15 protein-coding genes are annotated in these 19,059 nt (G+C 41.6%); 14 read left to right on the forward strand and 1 reads right to left on the reverse strand.

Annotated elements, in window-relative coordinates; translation table 11 throughout:
- Positions 1–48 precede the first annotated feature (48 nt).
- Positions 49–2,388 carry a cation-translocating P-type ATPase gene (locus NFR56_RS05855; RefSeq protein WP_251458115.1) on the reverse strand — a complete coding sequence of 780 codons (2,340 nt, stop codon included), beginning with the start codon at positions 2,386–2,388 and terminating at the stop codon, positions 49–51.
- Positions 2,389–2,563: 175 nt separating this feature from the next.
- Between NFR56_RS05855 and NFR56_RS05860 the strand changes: the two genes are divergently transcribed.
- The 14 genes from NFR56_RS05860 (at position 2,564) to NFR56_RS05925 (ending at position 18,986) form a co-directional block, all read left to right on the forward strand.
- Positions 2,564–3,310 (forward strand): lysophospholipid acyltransferase family protein, encoded by a 747-nt coding sequence (locus tag NFR56_RS05860; protein ID WP_003006324.1) that lies wholly within the window; start codon positions 2,564–2,566, stop codon positions 3,308–3,310.
- A gap of 67 nt (positions 3,311–3,377) precedes the next feature.
- Positions 3,378–4,046: a helix-hairpin-helix domain-containing protein gene (locus tag NFR56_RS05865; protein ID WP_134974723.1), complete on the forward strand. Its 669-nt coding sequence runs from the start codon at positions 3,378–3,380 to the stop codon at positions 4,044–4,046.
- On the forward strand, positions 4,027–6,273 hold the full coding sequence (locus NFR56_RS05870) for a DNA internalization-related competence protein ComEC/Rec2 (protein ID WP_251458118.1): 2,247 nt from the start codon (positions 4,027–4,029) through the stop codon (positions 6,271–6,273). The genes NFR56_RS05865 and NFR56_RS05870 overlap by 20 nt, the downstream gene beginning before the upstream one ends.
- A 75-nt stretch (positions 6,274–6,348) precedes the next feature.
- The gene (locus NFR56_RS05875) at positions 6,349–6,951 is read left to right on the forward strand and encodes a DUF805 domain-containing protein (protein ID WP_134974724.1); all 603 of its coding nucleotides are present in this window, start codon (positions 6,349–6,351) and stop codon (positions 6,949–6,951) included.
- A gap of 24 nt (positions 6,952–6,975) precedes the next feature.
- Positions 6,976–8,010 carry a DNA polymerase III subunit delta gene (holA, locus tag NFR56_RS05880; RefSeq protein WP_134974725.1) on the forward strand — a complete coding sequence of 345 codons (1,035 nt, stop codon included), beginning with the start codon at positions 6,976–6,978 and terminating at the stop codon, positions 8,008–8,010.
- Between the two features lie 88 nt (positions 8,011–8,098).
- Positions 8,099–8,704 (forward strand): superoxide dismutase SodA, encoded by a 606-nt coding sequence (sodA, locus tag NFR56_RS05885; RefSeq protein WP_003006336.1) that lies wholly within the window; start codon positions 8,099–8,101, stop codon positions 8,702–8,704.
- 209 nt (positions 8,705–8,913) lie between these two features.
- On the forward strand, positions 8,914–10,386 hold the full coding sequence (locus tag NFR56_RS05890) for a helicase HerA-like domain-containing protein (protein WP_134974726.1): 1,473 nt from the start codon (positions 8,914–8,916) through the stop codon (positions 10,384–10,386).
- A gap of 98 nt (positions 10,387–10,484) precedes the next feature.
- Positions 10,485–11,552: a serine hydrolase gene (locus tag NFR56_RS05895; RefSeq protein WP_037599267.1), complete on the forward strand. Its 1,068-nt coding sequence runs from the start codon at positions 10,485–10,487 to the stop codon at positions 11,550–11,552.
- Between the two features lie 159 nt (positions 11,553–11,711).
- Complete coding sequence (locus NFR56_RS05900; RefSeq protein WP_251458123.1) at positions 11,712–12,401, forward strand: Crp/Fnr family transcriptional regulator; 690 nt, start codon at positions 11,712–11,714, stop codon at positions 12,399–12,401.
- Positions 12,402–12,637: 236 nt separating this feature from the next.
- Positions 12,638–13,867: an arginine deiminase gene (arcA, locus tag NFR56_RS05905; RefSeq protein ID WP_003002445.1), complete on the forward strand. Its 1,230-nt coding sequence runs from the start codon at positions 12,638–12,640 to the stop codon at positions 13,865–13,867.
- Between the two features lie 84 nt (positions 13,868–13,951).
- Positions 13,952–14,968 carry an ornithine carbamoyltransferase gene (argF, locus tag NFR56_RS05910; protein ID WP_003006350.1) on the forward strand — a complete coding sequence of 339 codons (1,017 nt, stop codon included), beginning with the start codon at positions 13,952–13,954 and terminating at the stop codon, positions 14,966–14,968.
- A gap of 85 nt (positions 14,969–15,053) precedes the next feature.
- Positions 15,054–15,998: a carbamate kinase gene (arcC, locus tag NFR56_RS05915; protein WP_134974192.1), complete on the forward strand. Its 945-nt coding sequence runs from the start codon at positions 15,054–15,056 to the stop codon at positions 15,996–15,998.
- Between the two features lie 124 nt (positions 15,999–16,122).
- On the forward strand, positions 16,123–17,634 hold the full coding sequence (locus NFR56_RS05920; protein ID WP_049486413.1) for a YfcC family protein: 1,512 nt from the start codon (positions 16,123–16,125) through the stop codon (positions 17,632–17,634).
- 17 nt (positions 17,635–17,651) lie between these two features.
- Positions 17,652–18,986, forward strand: a complete 1,335-nt coding sequence (locus tag NFR56_RS05925) for a M20 family metallopeptidase (RefSeq protein WP_251458126.1) — start codon at positions 17,652–17,654, stop codon at positions 18,984–18,986.
- The last annotated feature ends 73 nt before the right edge of the window (positions 18,987–19,059 follow it).

Here is a 19,059-nt window from a genome sequence, read left to right on the forward strand (position 1 = left end):
AAAGGCGGGCAGAACAGAAAAAGTTGAGAGTTTTTCTCTCAACTTTTTTTAATCAAATTCATATTTTTGTAGAATCGTTGTGAGGATAAAGACTCCTGTAAAGATGGCCATCAATGCCAGATAAACTGGGAAAGTAGTGGCTGTAAGGAGTGAAATCTCGATCAAGTTTTTCAATACAACCGCAGATGCGTAGAATCCTACAACAGAGAAGAGGATGAGGAGGGCTCGCCAGATATTTAGTGGCAGGCAAGAACGGATGACGGATAGGAAACCGATGGATCCAAGTAAGTAATAGGATACAGTAGACATATCGGCTGCAGACCAACCATGGCTTGCTCCCCAAAGGCGAATGAACAAGACACTAAAGACGACCATCAAGGCGCTTGGTAAGGCTAACAGAAGGGAACGTCTTAAGAAGTGTTTTTCAACCGGTTTGATATTGCGTTCAAAGGTCAACACAAATGGTGGGAATCCTTCGACGAATTGGTCAATTAAGGTGATTTGAATAGGGATGAATGGAAAAATCAGCAAATAATTGACGTTGAAGAAAAGGGCACTGGCGATACAGATAATAGCCAAGAGGAAGGAATAGATCGTTTTGATAAAGAAGATTGGAGCGATTCGTCCAATGTTATTCACCACACGACGGCCTTCAAAAAGAATTTCTGGAACGTCATTAAAGTCAGAGTTCAAAAGAACAATATTGGCAATTTGACGAGTTGCGGGATCTCCCTCGGCCATCACGATGGAGCAGTCTGCTTCGCGAAGAGCAAGGATATCATTGACCCCATCTCCTGTCATAGCAGTCGTCCGACCAGCTGCTTTCAAGGTTTGGATAAGCAGTTTTTTCTGGTGAGGAGACACGCGCCCAAAGATAGCTGTTTCTTCTGCTTGATCCACTAATTGATCATCAGAAATTTTTGAACAATCGATGTAGTTCTCATAATTTTTGAAGCCAGCTTGTTGAGCGATATAAGAGACCGTCACAGGGTTGTCACCGGAGATGATTTTGAGATCCACTCCTTGAGAGCGCAAATACTCAAGAGTATCTGAAGCCCCTTCACGAATGGGGTCTGTAATCTCAATAACCGCAATCCCTTCAAGATTTTCAGGCAGATTCAATTCCTGCATGCTGATCAGTTCTGAACTATGAGCCAAGACGAGCACGCGCGATCCACGAGCTTGTGCTTCGACGACAGCAGCTGGATTTTCTTTCAGGAGCATTTCAGGAGCACCGAGAAAGACGGTTCCAAGGTTGGATAGGTGCATGGCTCCCCATTTCCGATCACTTGAGAAAGGAATAATGTTTTCCGCAGTATAAGCATGCTCCAACTCCCCATAAGCCTTGCGAATAGCTTGAGCAGTAGGATTGGTGTCCTCGCTATATTGCATGTAAGCAGAGAGGATGACCTGGATCGTCTGTTCCGAAAAATGATCAGACAAGCTATGGAGAGCTTCGACTGTCATCTTCCCTTGAGTGATGGTACCGGTCTTATCAAGACACAAGGTATCCACACGCGCCAGGGTTTCTACTGAGTACATTTCTTGGACAAGAACCTTGCGCATACCGAGCTTAATCACCGCTGTCAAAAGAGATGTAACCGTCAGTAGGGCAATTCCCTTTGGCAACATTCCCAAGAGAGCTGTTGAAGAATTCACGACAGAATCCTTGATTGGCAGCATCTTGATCAACAGAGCTTCAAAGAAGAGGGCAAGGCCAAATGGGATGATAATTTTACCAGTGAAGCTAGAAATTTTCGCTAAGTTATAAAGAATACGCGAATTGATAGGCTTCAAGGTTTTGGCTTCCATCATCAGTTTGTTGGCATAGTTGTTTGCTCCAACTCGCTTGACACGGGCATAGACTTGACCACTGGCAATATAACTACCAGAAAGCAGTTCATCACCAACTTCTTTTAAGACCAGATCACTCTCACCAGTCAGCATAGCTTCATTGGCTTCAGCGATACCAGACATGACTTCGGCATCACTAGGGATCTGCTCACCCGAAGATAAGAGCATTAAATCACCTAGAACAAGCTTTTCTGGTGGAATCGCATCTTTTTCCCCGTCACGAATGACAGTCACTAGCTCACGACTCATGAGATTGAGTTTATCAATCATCCGCTTGGCGCGCATCTCGGTCATGATCCCTGTAATGGCATTGAAGCAAATGACTGCAAAAAAGATCATATTGCTCCAGGCCTGTACAGCAGCCAAGGCCACAGCAATCACAAAGTTTAAGGTATTAAACAAGGTGAAGACGTTGCGTTTGATAATTTGCCAGGTACTGGTACTTGTATTCGTTGTAAAATCATTGGTTTGTCCGCGATCCATTTTCTTGCGGACTTCACTGAGGGACAAGCCCTTTAAATCAATAGTTTCCATAGACAATATGATATCATTTTTTTGAGAAAAAGACTATCTAGAATCGGTCCGCTGAGACATTTTTTATCTAAAAAAGGTTTGCGGTCAAAATCAGGATACGGTATAATAAGAAAGAACCTTTTACAGGATGGAATATCTTGTAGAGAGACGAATGAAATGGATTTGAGGAACAACTATGTTTTATACCTATTTACGTGGCCTTGTTGCCTTTATTCTTTGGGTTTTAAATGGGAATGCCCATTACCATCATAAGGACAATATTCCAGATCGGGAAGAGAACTACATCTTGGTATCCCCTCACCGAACTTGGTGGGATCCAGTCTATATGGCCTTTGCAACCAAGCCAAAGCAATTTATCTTTATGGCGAAAAAAGAACTCTTCACCAATCGTATTTTTGGCTGGTGGATTCGCATGTGTGGGGCTTTTCCGATTGACCGTGAAAATCCAGGAGCAGAAGCCATTAAGTATCCTGTCAATATGCTGAAAAAGAGCAACCGTTCTTTGATTATGTTCCCAAGTGGAAGCCGTCATTCTCAAGACGTCAAAGGCGGTGTTGCCATCATTGCCAAAATGGCTAAGGTCCGTATCATGCCAGTGACTTATACTGGTCCAAGAGACTTGAAAGGGTTGGCAACGGGTGAACGCATTGATATGAACTTTGGACATCCCATTGATATTTCGGATATTAAAAAGATGAATGACGAAGGAGTGGCAGAAGTTGCTCGCCGTATCCAAGAGGAGTTTGACCGCTTGGATGCGGAAGCACAAGCGATCAACACCCCAACAAAACCTTTTATCTTGATTCGTTTGTTAAAAATCCTTTTGATTCCCCTTGTCTTAGTCGTGGGCATCTTGACCTTGCTCTTTAGTTACCTGGCAAGCTTTGTATGGGATCCAGACAAACATCGGAAAAACAAGTAAAAAAACTGAGAGTTTCTCTCAGTTTTTTTTTATTTTTACGAATAATAAAAGTGAGAGGAGGTTTCTTATGGAGGATATCATTGAAAAAATCAAAGAATATAAGCTCTTTTTAGCTCTTACTGCTATCGGACTCTTAATTGGAGGGTATTTTCTTTTTCATCGACCTCAGTCAAGTGCATCCACCATACCGGATCTTTATCAGGCTTCTAGTTTAACTTCGAGCAAAGAAAAGGTGCAGACCACTAGTTCCAAAGAAGAAAAGACGGCGACTTCTGTGTCTGATGCACCTGAGATCATTACGGTCGATGTCAAAGGAGCCGTCAAACAACCAGGTGTCTATGAGTTGCGCTCCAATAGCAGAGTCCATGATGCTATTTATAAGGCAGGCGGGATGACAGCAGATGCCAATAGCCAATCGGTCAACTTGGCGCAAAAACTCACCGATGAAGCAGTGATCTATGTTGCTAAAGAAGGGGAGGATGTTCCAGCACTTGGAAGTTCAGAAAGTTCTGTAACTGCGTCAGCACCAGCAGAAAAAACAGGCAAGGTCCATTTAAATCGAGCAACCGAATCAGAGCTCCAGACAGTATCGGGCATTGGACAGAAACGTGCCCAGGACATTATCGCCTATCGCGAAGCAAATGGTCCTTTTCGATCAGTGGATGATCTGAAGAATGTTTCAGGAATCGGAGAGAAAACACTGGAGAAACTAAGAGATGCTTTCACGGTGGATTAAAGACCTTCCTTTTTCGCTTGTCCATCTCGCTTTTGTACTCCTATGGCTGTATTTTAGTATCTATCAACCATCTTGGCTTTCGATCAGCGGTCTAGTAGTAGTGGGAGTTTTAGCGCTGCATCACTATAAAGGGGATCGCTCAAGTTTGCTAGGGCTTGCTTTAGCAACCCTTTGTTTTGCGGCCTTCTTTGTCTTTCAGCGACTACAGGATCATCCAGTACAAGCAGAAAGTCAGCCCCCATCCCACTTACGACTGATTCCAGATACCATCAAGATCAATGGGGACGCCCTGTCTTTTCGTGCTAAAAATCAGGGAAGGACCTACCAAGTCTTCTACACTTTAAAATCAGAAAAAGAAAAACAGCAGTGGCAAAGTCAAACTCATTTGTTGGAGTTGACGTATAAAGGTGCTATAGAAGAGCCAGAAGGGCAGCGAAATTTTAGAGGATTTGACTATCGGTCTTATTTGGAAACACAGGGGATTCACTATCAAATAAAAATTGAAGCGATCCAATCCGCACTTCCTATACAGACTTGGAATGTTTTCGATTGCCTATCTCAATGGAGGCGCCAAGCCATTGTTTGGAGCAAGGAGCACTTTCCACAACCGATGAACCAGTATATGACCGGCCTTCTTTTTGGCTATTTAGATACGGATTTTGAAGAGATGGACCAGCTTTACACGAGTTTAGGAATCATCCATTTATTCGCCTTATCTGGGATGCAGGTTGGCTTTTTCATCAATGGGATCCGGAAAGCTCTCTTACGTCTAGGAATCTTGCAAGAGACAGTCGATATCTGGATGCTTCCAATTTCTTTGGTCTATGCTGGCTTGACAGGTTTTTCTGTTTCAGTGGTTCGTAGCCTCTTGCAGAAGATCCTCTCTCAAAAGGGGGTCCGAGGGATGGAGAATATGGCGATGACCTTGATGATCTTAATGTTGCTCATGCCCAAGTTTCTCCTGACAGCTGGAGGGGTCTTGAGTTGTGCCTACGCCTTTATTTTGACCTTGGTAGATACCAGTTCTTATTCCGGACTGAAAAAGCTACTAGTGGAAAGTTTCTGGATTAGCCTGGGGATTTTGCCCCTTTTGACCTATTACTTTAGTGTCTTTCAACCCTGGTCACTCCCTTTAACCTTCCTCTTTTCTTTCTTATTTGATCTTGTCCTTCTTCCAGGTTTAACGGTGCTATTTATCTTATCGATTCTAAAGCCCCTTACAATTTTTAACAGTTTCTTTCTTCTTATAGAGGAGTGTATTCGTTGGATTTCAAAGCTCACGTCGCTACCTTTGGTATTTGGTCAGCCGACGGGACCAGCTCTGATCGCTCTCTTCCTTCTTTTAGGGATCTTGTATGATCTTCGAAAGCAAAAAAAACGTCGTTTCCTATTAATAGGCATGATTCTACTCATCTTTTGTTGGACCAAGCATCCTTTAGAAAATGAGATCACCATGGTGGATATCGGTCAAGGAGACAGTATCTTTTTACGCGATTGGAAAGGAAGAACCATATTGATTGATGTCGGAGGACGTGTCACTTTTAAAAGTGGAGAAAAGTGGCAAGAGCGCAGTCAATCTGCCAATGCGGATCAAACCTTGATTCCCTATCTCAAGAGTCGAGGTGTTGGAAAACTCGATGCTTTGGTCTTGACTCATACAGACCAGGACCATATGGGTGATATGGTGGAGGTTGCCAAACAAATCCCAATTAAAAAAGTGTATGTCAGTCCAGGTAGTCTAACTAATTCTCAATTTCGAGAGAAATTGAAACTGCTTCATAGTCCGATTAAAGTAGTCCAGAGAGGGGATCAACTACCTATTTTTGATCATCATCTAGAAGTCTTATCACCTGATGAAGTGGGGGATGGTAAAAATGATGATTCGATTGTCCTCTACGGGCAGTTCTATCAGAAACGATTTTTGTTCACAGGTGATCTGGAAGAAGCCGGAGAGAAGAAACTATTGAAAAACGATCCACAATTACAAGTAGATGTCTTGAAAGTAGGCCACCACGGTTCTAAAGGTTCCTCTAGTGATGTGTTTTTAGATCAGTTACATCCTCAGTTGGCCTTGATCTCTGTTGGAAAGAAAAATCGCTACCAACATCCCCATAAAGAATTGCTCGATCGTCTAGAGGAACGCTCTATTTCTTATCTTCGTACCGATGAAAGGGGAGCAATTCGCTTGATTGGGTGGGACCATTGGAGGGTAGAAACGGTCCGCTAGAGACGAGGAGAGGTTTGCTTTCTATGCTGAAAATTGCTATTATAGAAAGTGAAATCAATGTAAAGGTAGAATCGTATGAACGCATTTAAGCAATTTTGGATACAGTATGCAGATTTTTCAAGTAAGACCAGTCGGGCCCATTTTTGGCTAGCTTTTTTCTGGAATTCCCTGATTTCTTTGCCTCTTTGGGTTTTTTATATCGTGGCCTCTTTATCCCATCAAAATGCTCAAGAAACGCTCAATTTTTCAGCTGTTCATTCTAAGACAGGTTTATGGGCGCTCGCTTTCTTAGCATTCTTTTACTTCCTCATTTTAGTACCCAGTCAAGCCATTTGTGTGCGTCGCTTGCGGGATGCAGGAATCCATTGGTCTTGGATCTTTTTAAACCTTGGTCCGGTTCTGCTCTATTTGTTGACGGGGCTAGATATTTTCCTATTTCTTTGGGGGATTACAGTTATTTCTCTCTTGATTCTCATGATGCTTCCAGGGAAAAATACCTTCCCACAACCAGTAGAAACTCCTATGGGAGTAGTTTCTGAACCACAGGTCACAGCGACAGGGGGGAGCTTTGGCGGCAACTCGTTTGAGCAAATTCCAAATTTTGTAGCAGCACCTGATTTGTCTGATGAAAAACCACCATTGGAACAAAAGATGGCTGCTGAACACGAAATCCACTAAACTGATAAAAGATAAGAGAGTTTCATGCAAGCAATTACCGACACTAAACATCTGACGGTTCAAACTCTGCCTCCTATTCTTGTCTTGACGGGTGAGGATGTAGGTCAATTTGAATGGTTAAAAAAAGACATTTTAAAAAAAATAGGCTATGATCCCTCAGATTTGAATTATTCTTATTTTGATATGAAGGAAGCCTCCTATGCTGAAGTCGAACTGGATTTGGTCAGTCTTCCCTTTTTTGCAGATGAAAAAATCGTGATTTTGGATCACTTATTGGATTTGACCACTGCCAAAAAACGCAATTTAACCGATGAAGATCTGAAGCAATTTGAAAATTATCTGGAAAATCCTTCTGAATCGACCCGTTTGGTGATATTTGCAGAAGGAAAATTAGATAGTAAGCGCCGCTTGGTCAAACTCCTAAAACGGGATGCCCAAATCATTGAAGCAACAACACCTAAAGAGCAAGATTTAAAGCGTTATTTTGCAAGTCAGGCCCAAGAATTGGGCATACAGTTTGTGGGCGATTCCTTGGACCAGCTACTCTTAAAATCTGGCTATGATTTTGGAGAGTTACAGAAGAATCTCGCTCTGTTGCAGGCTTATAAAGAAGATGGTCAGATTACCCTCCAAGATATCAAGGAGGTTGTTCCAAAGTCCTTGCAAGATAATATTTTTGATCTGACACAGATGATTCTCAAACGCCAAATCGATCAAGCCCGGAATTTGGTTAAGGATCTCCGCTTACAAGGAGAAGATGAAATAAAATTGATCGCTATTTTGTTGGGACAATTCCGAATGTTTTCTCAAGTTAAAATTTTCTCAGAAGAAGGCCAATCCGAAAGCCAAATTGTAGCGAGCTTGTCGGAGTTGTCAGGACGCAAGGTCAATCCTTATCAGGTGAAGTTTGCCTTACGGGATAGCCGCAGGCTTTCCTTGTCCTTTTTGAAGCAAGCTATGATGACCTTCATCGAGACGGATTATGCGATTAAAAGTGGAACATATGAAAAAGACTACTTATTTGATTTGGCCCTGTTGAAAGTAGCGAATAGCGTCTAACGATGAATGAAATCGCAAGCAGATTAGTTGAATAATTTAGCTGTTTACGTTATCATCAAGTCAGTAATAAAGAAAAGAGGACCATAAAATGGCTATCATTTTACCAGAATTACCATATGCTTATGATGCATTGGAACCTTATATCGATGAAGAAACCATGCATTTGCACCATGATAAACACCATCAAACATATGTAAACAATGTGAATGCAGCTCTTGAAAAACATCCTGAAATTGGAGAAGACCTTGAAAGCTTGTTAGCTGATGTTGAATCCATTCCAGCTGACATTCGCCAAGCTGTGATCAACAATGGTGGTGGTCATTTGAACCACGCTCTTTTCTGGGAATTGATGACTCCAGAACAAACAGCTCCTTCAGCAGAACTTGCTGCAGCGATTGATGCTACATTTGGTTCATTTGAAGACTTCAAAGCAGCCTTCACAGCAGCAGCAACGACACGTTTTGGTTCTGGCTGGGCATGGTTGGTTGTCAACAAAGAAGGCAAACTCGAAGTGACTTCAACAGCAAACCAAGATACACCAATCTCTGAAGGTAAAACACCAATCCTTGGTTTGGATGTTTGGGAACATGCCTACTACGTGAAATACCGTAACGTACGTCCTGACTACATCAAAGCTTTCTTCTCAGTGATTAACTGGAATAAAGTTAATGAATTGTTTGCAGCAGCAAAATAATAAAATGAAGGAATCTATAAGAGTAAGTATTGGCTCTTATAGATTTTTTATTTGCATCCGGAAAATCGGAGTATAATTTCTTGCGTTTGGTCAGGAAAATGATACACTAGTAGGAGTGTGTCTTACTTGTCTGAAGCCTGGTTTGAAGGGCCTAGGCAAGGTAAAGATAAACCTTAAAATGAAAACTGAAACATTCAGGGAGAAATGAAATGACTAGTATTACCATTACCAAAGGAGCTGTTGAGACGCCTATCTATTTGCGGATGTTGAATCGTCATGGCTTGATTGCAGGTGCAACAGGAACAGGAAAAACGGTTACGCTCAAGGTCCTAACAGAAAAATTAAGCAAAGAAGGCGTTCCGGTCTTTCTAGCCGATATCAAGGGAGATTTATCTGGCTTAGCCAAAGCCGGGCAATGGACGCCAAAACTGGAAGAACGCTACAAACTTCTTGGGATCACAGATCCGTTTGAGCCACAAGCCTTCCCAGTTCGATTGTGGGACGTCTTTGGCCAAGCTGGTCATCCTGTTCGGGCGACCGTCGAAGGGATGGGGTCATTGCTTCTGTCTCGTCTACTTGATTTGAATGAAACCCAATCAGGAATTCTCGCAATTGTCTTTAAAGTAGCCCAAGAGAAAGATTGGCCTTTGATTGATTTGAAGGACCTGCAAAGCCTTTTAAAGGAAGTCTATGAACACAGTTCAGACTATTCGGCCCAATATGGCAATATCACCAAACAATCTGTCGGAGCCATCCAAAGAAGTCTCTTGGTTCTCGAAGAAGAAGGAGCAGACCAGTTTTTCGGAGAGCCCGCACTTGATTTAAATGACTTCATGCAACTTGATGCATCTGGTCGTGGTTATATCAATATTCTTTCGGCTACAAAGCTCTTTCATTCACCAAAATTGTACTCAACCTTTTTGATTTGGATGCTGTCTCGTCTCTTTGAAACACTTCCAGAGGTTGGGGATCCTGAAAAGCCAAAATTGGTCTTCTTCTTTGATGAAGCGCATCTTCTCTTCAAGGATGCAAGCAAGCTCTTTCTTGAGAAGGTTGAGCAAGTGGTACGCCTAATTCGTTCGAAGGGTGTAGGGATTTACTTTATTACCCAAAATCCTCAAGACCTTCCAGAATCTGTTTTGGCACAGCTTGGAAATCGTGTTCAGCATGCACTTCGAGCTTATACACCAAAAGAAATGAAGGCGATCAAGGTTGCTGCCCAAAGTTTTCGTCCAAATCCAGATTTTGATACAGAAACAGTGATCACAGAGTTAGGGACAGGGGAAGCCTTGGTTTCTTTCCTCAATGAAAAGGGACAGCCTAGTGTAGTTGAGCGTGCTTATATTCTCTCTCCTCAATCGAGTTTTGACCTCTTAAATGAGAGTGAACAATTGGCCTTGATCACGACATCGCCTTTCCATCAAAAGTATGCGACGACGATTGATCGAGAATCTGCCTATGAAAAATTAGCAGCTAAAGCAAGCAAGGAAGCAAAAGAAAAAGAGCAAAAAGAAGCAGAAAAGGAAGAGGCTGCAGCAGATAAGGCAGCTCAAAAACGTAGTCCAGGTCGTCCAAGAAAATCTAGTCTTGAAAAGGCAAAAGATTCCTTCTTGAGTTCCTTATTCCGGACGATTGCGCGTGAGATCGCTAAGCTGATTATGGGCTCCTTTAAACGGAAATAAGCCTTTTATGAAAAGAAAAAAACTTTTTATAAAGAAACCGTTTTCTCTTTCTGATAATTCTTGTTATTTTCAGTAGAATCTTTTATAATTAATCTCGTATGAAAAAATATTTTAATCTACGCTCGATCATGATTGCGGTCAGTATTTTATTGTGCTTAGTGGGAACAAGCGCACTGGGCTACTTGCATCTTACGCAACCAACAGCATCAGCAATTGAAAAAAAAGCAAAGAAAACAAAAGAAGCAAAAGAACAAGATATCGAAAAGTCTACCCCTGAGACGAAAAAACCACGTGTCAAATCTCCTGAAGCTAAGCAAGCAGTAGTAGATGCAGACATGGAAACGATGAGCGCTTATGGCCTTGTCTATGATTATGCTAATAAAGGTTTGGTAGAGGTTGTCCAGGATTTCCTAGCAGAAAGTGGAATTGATCCGTCACAAGTTGCCTTCACGTATCGCAATGCCATTACTGGAGAGCAATTTGCCATGAATGATCTTCAACCAATGACGGCAGGTAGTACCTATAAGCTACCGTTGAACATGTTGGTGGTGGATGAAGTCGCAAAGGGCAAACTGAATTTAACAGATCGGTTTGACATTACCAACACCTACTATGAATATGTAGGGGAGCATGACAATTACGTTGCTGCCTTTGATGGAGCTATGTCTATCCCTGATATGCAGCGCTATTCATTGGTTTACTCTGAAAATACCCCAGCCTATGCTTTGGCAGATCGTTTAGGGGGGATGGAGCAAGCGCGCAAGTTGTTCAGTCGTTATGGTCAATCCCGTTCACCAGAAGTCAAAACCTTTAGCGAAGATAATAAAACGACAACAGATTATTACATCCATGTCTTGGAATACCTTTGGAATCATCAAGAAAAATATGCAGATTTACTAGAACTGATCGGGGAGTCTTTCCCAGGTGAGTACTATAAGAAATTCTTGCCAGATTTGGTGATTCAACAAAAACCAGGTTATGTTGCTGAAGCACTTAATGTGGATGCGATTGTCCGTGAATCGACTCCTTATTTGGTTGCCATTTACACTGCAGGACTTGGAGGTACGACTCCAGAAAGTTCTGAAATCAGTGGCGTTGGTCTTTATCAATTGGGACAATTGGCTTATGTTATCAATGAATGGCATCGTGTCAATATGAATGAATAATCAACAAAAGGTCTGAGGGTTGCTCAGACCTTTTCTTCTAACAAAGTATCATGAAAATGACTTGGTGTTCCGAATTACTTTTCTGTTCTAAAGAGACTTCTTTCCCTTTTCTATAAAAAGTATGTTATACTAATAATAGTAATAAGAGGAAGTATAGACATGATTACAAAGGAAGATTACCAGTTGCTTCGCTCGCATCCAGCCTTTTCTGCGCTACCAGTGGAGTTATTTGATAAATTAGCTGTTGAAATTCATGCCAGGGATATCCCTAAGGGACAAATTTTATTTTATGCAGGAGATAGGCGGGAGCGCATTTTTCTTCTGGCAAAAGGCTTTGCTCGTATTGAGCAATTTGATTCGTCTGACCAATTCTCCTATATGGATTATATAAAGAGGGGGGCTTTGTTCCCTTATGGTGGGATGTTCCAGGATGAGCGTTACCACTATACTGCTAGTGCGGTGACGGATTTGCGTTGTTTCGTGATCCCCGTTAATCTCTATGAATTATATGCCCAAGAGAGTAAGGAGCAGTTGCTCTTTATTATGAGAAAGCTCTCTTCCATCCTAGAATTTCAAGAGTTGCGCTTGCGCAATGTCGTGACAGCTAGTGCCAGTGAGCGTGTGATTCAATCCTTAGCCATTCTGTGCAAGGACTATGAAAGCCTTGGAAATCAACTTCCATTTCCAATTAGTATGAAGGAAATGGCCAAATTAGCAGCCACAACTCGAGAAACTGTCAATCAAGTTTTAAAGAAACTCATCGATTCTCATAAGATCCAGTATGAGAGAAAACAACTAACTTTTCTAGATACAGCCTACTTTTTAAAAAGTTTTGAAGAGATCAACTAATTTGTTGATCTTTTTTTATTTTTTACAAAAAAATATATATTCATAAAAATAATATAAAAGGCAAAATATGCAAAGAAAACGCTTCATATTAACTAAAAAATAGGAAAGATTCAAAAAAATGCTAAATTCTTTGCATTCAAAAAGTAGAATCCTTTGTGAAAGCGGTATCATTAAAGACTATAATAACAACTGTAATAAGCTTGTGAACAAGCTCAAAGAAAAAAGGAGGATGACAGATGTCAACTAAACCAATTCATGTTTTCTCAGAAATTGGAAAACTGAAAAAAGTAATGTTGCACCGTCCAGGTAAAGAGTTGGAAAACTTGATGCCTGACTATCTAGAGCGTCTTCTTTTTGATGATATTCCATTCTTGGAAGATGCACAAAAAGAACACGACAATTTTGCTCAAGCGCTTCGTAACGAAGGAATCGAAGTACTTTATCTTGAAAAATTGGCAGCTGAGTCATTGACTACTCCAGAAATTCGCGAACAATTCATCGAAGAATATCTTGATGAAGCAAACATTCGTGGACGCCAAACTAAAAACGCTATTCGCGAAATCCTTCGTGGTATTGAAGACAACCAAGAATTGGTTGAAAAAACAATGGCTGGTTTCCAAAAAGCTGAGCTTCCAGAAATTCCTGAAGCTGACAAAGGCTTGACAGACCTTGTTGAATCTGACTACCCATTTGCGATTGATCCAATGCCAAACTTGTACTTCACACGTGACCCATTTGCTACAATTGGGAATGCAGTATCATTGAACCACATGTATGCTGATACACGTAACCGTGAAACTTTGTATGGTAAATATATCTTCAAATATCACCCAGTATATGGTGGTAATGTAGAATTGGTATACAACCGTGAAGAAGACACTCGTATCGAAGGTGGGGACGAATTAGTCCTTTCTAAAGATGTCTTGGCAGTTGGTATCTCACAACGTACAGATGCTGCATCAATTGAAAAATTGTTGGTAAACATCTTCAAGAAGAACGTTGGCTTCAAGAAAGTCTTGGCCTTCGAATTTGCGAACAACCGTAAATTCATGCACTTGGATACAGTATTCACAATGGTGGACTACGATAAATTCACCATCCACCCAGAAATCCAAGGCAACCTTCGCGTCTTCTCTGTAACATATGAAAATGAAGCATTGAAGATTGTTGAAGAAAAAGGTGATTTGGCTGAATTACTTGCTGAAAACCTTGGTGTTGAAAAAGTTACATTGATCCCTTGTGGTGATGGCAATGTGGTTGCAGCTGCTCGTGAACAATGGAACGACGGATCAAATACTCTTACAATCGCACCTGGTGTGGTAGTTGTATACGATCGTAACACAGTCACAAACAAGAAATTAGAAGAATACGGACTTCGTTTGATTAAGATCCGCGGAAGTGAATTGGTTCGCGGTCGTGGTGGACCTCGTTGTATGTCAATGCCATTTGAACGTGAAGAAATCTAATAGAGAAGACCGGGAGCTGGTCTTTGGGGATCAGCTCTTCCTTCTTACTGATCAATACTAGAAAGAAAATAGGAGACAAATAGAATGACAAATTCAGTGTTCCAAGGACGTAGCTTCTTGGCAGAAAAAGACTTTACACGTGCAGAGTTAGAATACCTTATTGGACTTTCAGCTCACTTGAAAGACCTTAAAAAACGCAACATTGAACACCACTATCTTGCTGGTAAAAATATTGCGCTTTTGTTTGAAAAAACTTCAACTCGTACTCGTGCTGCCTTCACAACAGCAGCTATCGATCTTGGTGCTCACCCAGAATACCTAGGTGCAAACGACATCCAACTTGGTAAAAAAGAATCTACAGAAGATACTGCTAAAGTTCTTGGACGTATGTTTGACGGTATTGAATTCCGTGGTTTCAGCCAACGTATGGTTGAAGAATTGGCTGAATTCTCAGGTGTTCCAGTTTGGAATGGTTTGACTGACGAATGGCACCCAACTCAAATGCTTGCAGACTACTTGACAGTTCAAGAAAACTTTGGACGTTTGGAAGGTTTGACACTTGTATACTGTGGTGATGGACGTAACAATGTTGCGAACAGCCTTCTTGTAACAGGTGCTATCCTTGGTGTGAACGTACACATCTTCTCACCAAAAGAACTCTTCCCAGAAAAAGAAATCGTTGAATTGGCAGAAGGATTTGCAAAAGAAAGTGGCGCTCATATCTTGATCACTGAAGATGCTGACGAAGCAGTGAAAGGTGCAGACGTACTTTACACTGACGTTTGGGTATCAATGGGTGAAGAAGACAAATTTGCAGAACGTGTTGCCCTTTTGAAACCTTACCAAGTAAACATGGATTTGATTAAGAAAGCTGATAACGAAGACTTGATCTTCTTGCACTGCTTACCAGCCTTCCACGATACAAATACTGTTTACGGTAAAGATGTTGCTGAAAAATTCGGCGTAGAAGAAATGGAAGTTACTGACGAAGTGTTCCGTAGCAAATATGCTCGTCACTTTGACCAAGCTGAAAACCGTATGCACACCATCAAAGCGGTTATGGCAGCTACTCTTGGTAACTTGTACATTCCAAAAGTTTAAGACTTTATAACCGTATACCAACAGCTATAGGGGCTGGACTGCTAGCTTTAGTCCTGCCCCTATTTTTTATAGAAAGGGAAAATTTATGTCAAGAAAAATCGTCGTTGCTTTGGGAGGAAATGCGATTCTCTCATCTGATCCTTCTGCTCAAGCTCAACAAGAAGCGCTTGTAGAAACAGCTAAACACTTAGTCAAATTAATCAAAAATGGGGATGACTTGATCATCACTCACGGAAATGGTCCTCAAGTAGGAAACCTCTTGCTCCAACATTTGGCAGCAGATTCTGAAAAGAACCCAGCTTTCCCATTGGATTCATTAGTTGCTATGACCGAAGGAAGCATTGGCTACTGGCTTCAAAATGCTCTTCAAAATGCTCTTCATGAAGAAGGAATCGAAAAAGATGTGGCTTCTGTTGTGACACAAGTCATTGTTGATAAGAACGACCCAGCTTTTGTCAACCTCAGCAAACCAATCGGTCCATTCTACTCAGAAGAAGAAGCAAAAGCAGAAGCTGAAAAAACAGGAGCAACTTTCAAAGAAGATGCTGGTCGTGGCTGGCGTAAAGTCGTTGCTTCACCAAAACCAGTGGATATCAAAGAAATCAATACCATCCGTACTTTGTTGAACGACGGTCAAGTCGTTGTGGCAGCCGGTGGTGGCGGTATCCCAGTTGTGAAAGAAGCAGATGGTAGCTTATCTGGTGTTGAAGCTGTTATCGATAAAGACTTTGCATCTCAACGTTTGGCTGAATTAGTAGAAGCAGACCTCTTCATCGTCTTGACTGGTGTCGATTATGTCTTTGTGAACTACAACAAACCAGACCAAGCAAAATTGGAACATGTTAATGTGGCTCAATTGGAAGAATATATCAAACAAGACCAATTTGCACCAGGAAGCATGCTTCCTAAAGTGGAAGCTGCGATTGCCTTTGTAAATGGTCGCCCAGAAGGAAAAGCAGTTATTACATCACTTGAAAACCTTGGAGCTTTGATTGAGTCTGAAAGTGGAACAATCATCCAAAAAGACTAATGAAAAATTAGGAAAAAACTAGTATTTTAAAGCTTATTGTGATAGAATAAATCTATAGGTAAGCGTTTTACAAGATGCTCTTGTAAAACATCACTCACACTTTGTTGCGTTAGGAGGAAGACAAATGAGTGAAAAAACGAAAAAAGGATTTAAGATGCCTTCATCTTTTTCCGTATTGTTAATTATCATTGCTATTATGGCAGTGTTAACTTGGATTATTCCAGCTGGTCAATACAAGGTTGACGATGCAGGTGCTATCATTGCAGGTAGTTATGAATCTGTAAAAGCACATCCTCAAGGAATTTGGGATGTTTTGATGGCCCCAATCAATGCCATGCTTGGTAAAGCACCAACTAGTGCAGCGATTGACGTAGCCTTCTTTATCTTGATGGTCGGTGGTTTCCTTGGAGTTGTGAACGAAACAGGTACCCTTGATGTAGGGATTGCTTCTATCGTTCGTAAATACAAAGGCCGCGAAAAAATGTTGATTTTGATCTTGATGCCATTGTTTGCCCTTGGTGGTACAACTTATGGTATGGGTGAAGAAACCATGGCCTTCTATCCACTTCTTGTACCTGTTATGATGTCCGTTGGTTTTGACAGCTTGACAGGGGTAGCTATTATCCTTTTAGGATCACAAATCGGATGTTTGGCGTCAACATTGAACCCATTTGCGACAGTTATCGCATCTGATACTGCAGGTATCTCAAGTGCTTCAGGTCTCTTACTTCGTGTGATCTTCTGGATCGTATTGACAGGACTTAGCACATACTATGTATACCGTTATGCAGATAAGGTTCAAAAAGACCCAACCAAATCTCTCACCTATGCAACTCGTGAAGAAGATTTGAAACACTTCAATGTTGATAGTGGCGAAGAAATTCCTTCACAAATGAACAAGAAACAAAAACGTGTCTTGGTCGTCTTCATCTCAACATTCGTTATCATGGTTGCTGGATTTATCCCATTCAAAGATTTGGGTATTACATTCTTTAACAACTTTAACGAATCTCTCCATAAAATTCCAGTACTTGGTCAATTGATCGGTAACACAGATGCTCTTGGTACATGGTACTTCCCTCAAACAGCTATGCTCTTTGCCTTCATGGGAATCCTTGTTGGTATCATTTATGGCTTGAAAGAAGATAAAATTATTTCATCCTTCATGAATGGTGCAGCTGACCTCTTGAGTGTTGCTCTTATCGTAGCAGTAGCACGTGGTATCCAAGTCATCATGAACGACGGTATGATCACTGCGACAATTCTTCACTGGGGTGAAGAAGGACTGAAAGGTCTTTCATCTCAATTGTTCATTGTCTTGACTTACATTTTCTACTTGCCAATGTCATTCTTGATCCCATCATCATCTGGTCTTGCCAGCGCAACAATGGGTATCATGGCACCTCTTGGTAAATTCGTCAATGTACCAGGTAGCTTGATTGTCACAGCTTACCAATCTGCATCTGGTGTCTTGAACTTGATCGCACCAACTTCAGGTATCGTAATGGGAGCTCTTGCTCTTGGACGTGTTGACTTGAGTGCATGGTGGAAATTCATGGGTAAATTGGTCGTAGCGATTGTTGTAATCACCATTGCCCTTCTTCTACTAGGAACTGTGGTTCCATTCTTGCAATAGAATAAAGTAGGTGTTTCATGAAAAATAGAATAAAGAACGATGTAAAAGAGCAGTATTTAAACTCGCTTCAAACCATCATTTCTTACCCCTCAGTATTAAACGAAGGGGAAAATGGAACACCGTTTGGACAAGCTATCCAAGATGTCCTAGAAAAAACCTTAGAGCTTGCTCGAGAATTAGGTTTTCAAACATATATAGATCCTGAAGGATACTATGGATATGCAGAGATCGGTCAGGGGGAAGAACTCCTGGCCGTTCTTTGTCACTTGGATGTTGTTCCAGCCGGTGATCTAAAAGATTGGCAAACGCCACCTTTTGAAGCGACCATTGTCGGTGACTATCTAGTAGGTCGTGGTGTGCAGGATGATAAGGGGCCGTCACTCGCTGCCCTCTATGCAGTTAAGAGTTTACTGGATGATGGCATCCAGTTTACCAAACGAATCCGCTTTATTTTTGGGACGGATGAAGAAACCTTGTGGCGCTGTATGAACCGCTACAATCAAATCGAAGAGCAAGCAGATCTTGGATTTGCACCGGATTCTTCTTTCCCATTAACCTATGCTGAAAAAGGCTTATTACAAGTGAAATTGCATGGTCCAGGTTGGGATGATCTTCCCTTACAGGCTGGTCAGGCCCTCAATGTTGTTCCGGATAAGGCGACCTATGCTGGTCATCGTTTGGAAGAGTTGCTTCCTGTTTTGGATCAAAGTGGGGTTCAGTATAGCCAAACTGAAGATTCTGTAATGGTTTTGGGTGTTTCCAAGCACTCTAAAGATGCAGCTGAAGGAGTGAATGCCATTGTCGGTTTATCGGAAAGTTTATCCCTCATCCAACCCCATCCAGCTTTGCTCTTTATCGCAGATGCTGTTGGTGAGGATGCGACTGGTGAAGCTCTATTTGGCAGAATTACAGATGAACCAAGTGGTGATCTTTCCTTTAATCTTGCGACCTTTGTGATCGATCAAGAACAATCGGAAATCGGAATTGATATTCGGATCCCCGTCTTAGCAGACAAGGATGCCTTGGTAGCTCGTTTGCAAGAAATTGCAGCTAGTTATCAGTTGGAATATGAAGAGTTTGATTATTTGGCTCCTTTATATGTTCCTTTGGATAGTCCTTTAGTCAGCTCTTTGATGGCTGTCTATCAGGAAGAAACTGGTGATAAGACGCCAGCTATGTCTTCTGGTGGTGCGACATTTGCGCGGACCATGGAAAATTGTGTTGCCTTTGGGCCTCTTTTCCCGGGTGCAGAACAGACCGAGCATCAGGCCAATGAACGGGCAAAAATTGACGATCTCTACGCTGCGATGGAAATCTATCGAGAAGCCATTCAACGCTTAGCCACCATATAAAAAAGAGGCTGGGACAAAAGTCCTAGCCTCTCAATTATTTTTGGATTGTCGAGCAAGACGCAGTGGTTGAGTG

It is taken from the genome of Streptococcus caecimuris (assembly GCF_943193075.1).
GTDB classification, from domain to species: domain Bacteria; phylum Bacillota; class Bacilli; order Lactobacillales; family Streptococcaceae; genus Streptococcus; species Streptococcus caecimuris.

Coding starts and splice junctions, on each gene's coding strand:
- NFR56_RS05855 (WP_251458115.1), bottom strand. CDS start 2,388: ATGGAAACTATTGATTTAAAGGGCTTGTCCCTCAGTGAAGTCCGCAAG.
- NFR56_RS05860 (WP_003006324.1), top strand. CDS start 2,564: ATGTTTTATACCTATTTACGTGGCCTTGTTGCCTTTATTCTTTGGGTT.
- NFR56_RS05865 (WP_134974723.1), top strand. CDS start 3,378: ATGGAGGATATCATTGAAAAAATCAAAGAATATAAGCTCTTTTTAGCT.
- NFR56_RS05870 (WP_251458118.1), top strand. CDS start 4,027: ATGCTTTCACGGTGGATTAAAGACCTTCCTTTTTCGCTTGTCCATCTC.
- NFR56_RS05875 (WP_134974724.1), top strand. CDS start 6,349: ATGAACGCATTTAAGCAATTTTGGATACAGTATGCAGATTTTTCAAGT.
- holA (WP_134974725.1), top strand. CDS start 6,976: ATGCAAGCAATTACCGACACTAAACATCTGACGGTTCAAACTCTGCCT.
- sodA (WP_003006336.1), top strand. CDS start 8,099: ATGGCTATCATTTTACCAGAATTACCATATGCTTATGATGCATTGGAA.
- NFR56_RS05890 (WP_134974726.1), top strand. CDS start 8,914: ATGACTAGTATTACCATTACCAAAGGAGCTGTTGAGACGCCTATCTAT.
- NFR56_RS05895 (WP_037599267.1), top strand. CDS start 10,485: ATGAAAAAATATTTTAATCTACGCTCGATCATGATTGCGGTCAGTATT.
- NFR56_RS05900 (WP_251458123.1), top strand. CDS start 11,712: ATGATTACAAAGGAAGATTACCAGTTGCTTCGCTCGCATCCAGCCTTT.
- arcA (WP_003002445.1), top strand. CDS start 12,638: ATGTCAACTAAACCAATTCATGTTTTCTCAGAAATTGGAAAACTGAAA.
- argF (WP_003006350.1), top strand. CDS start 13,952: ATGACAAATTCAGTGTTCCAAGGACGTAGCTTCTTGGCAGAAAAAGAC.
- arcC (WP_134974192.1), top strand. CDS start 15,054: ATGTCAAGAAAAATCGTCGTTGCTTTGGGAGGAAATGCGATTCTCTCA.
- NFR56_RS05920 (WP_049486413.1), top strand. CDS start 16,123: ATGAGTGAAAAAACGAAAAAAGGATTTAAGATGCCTTCATCTTTTTCC.
- NFR56_RS05925 (WP_251458126.1), top strand. CDS start 17,652: ATGAAAAATAGAATAAAGAACGATGTAAAAGAGCAGTATTTAAACTCG.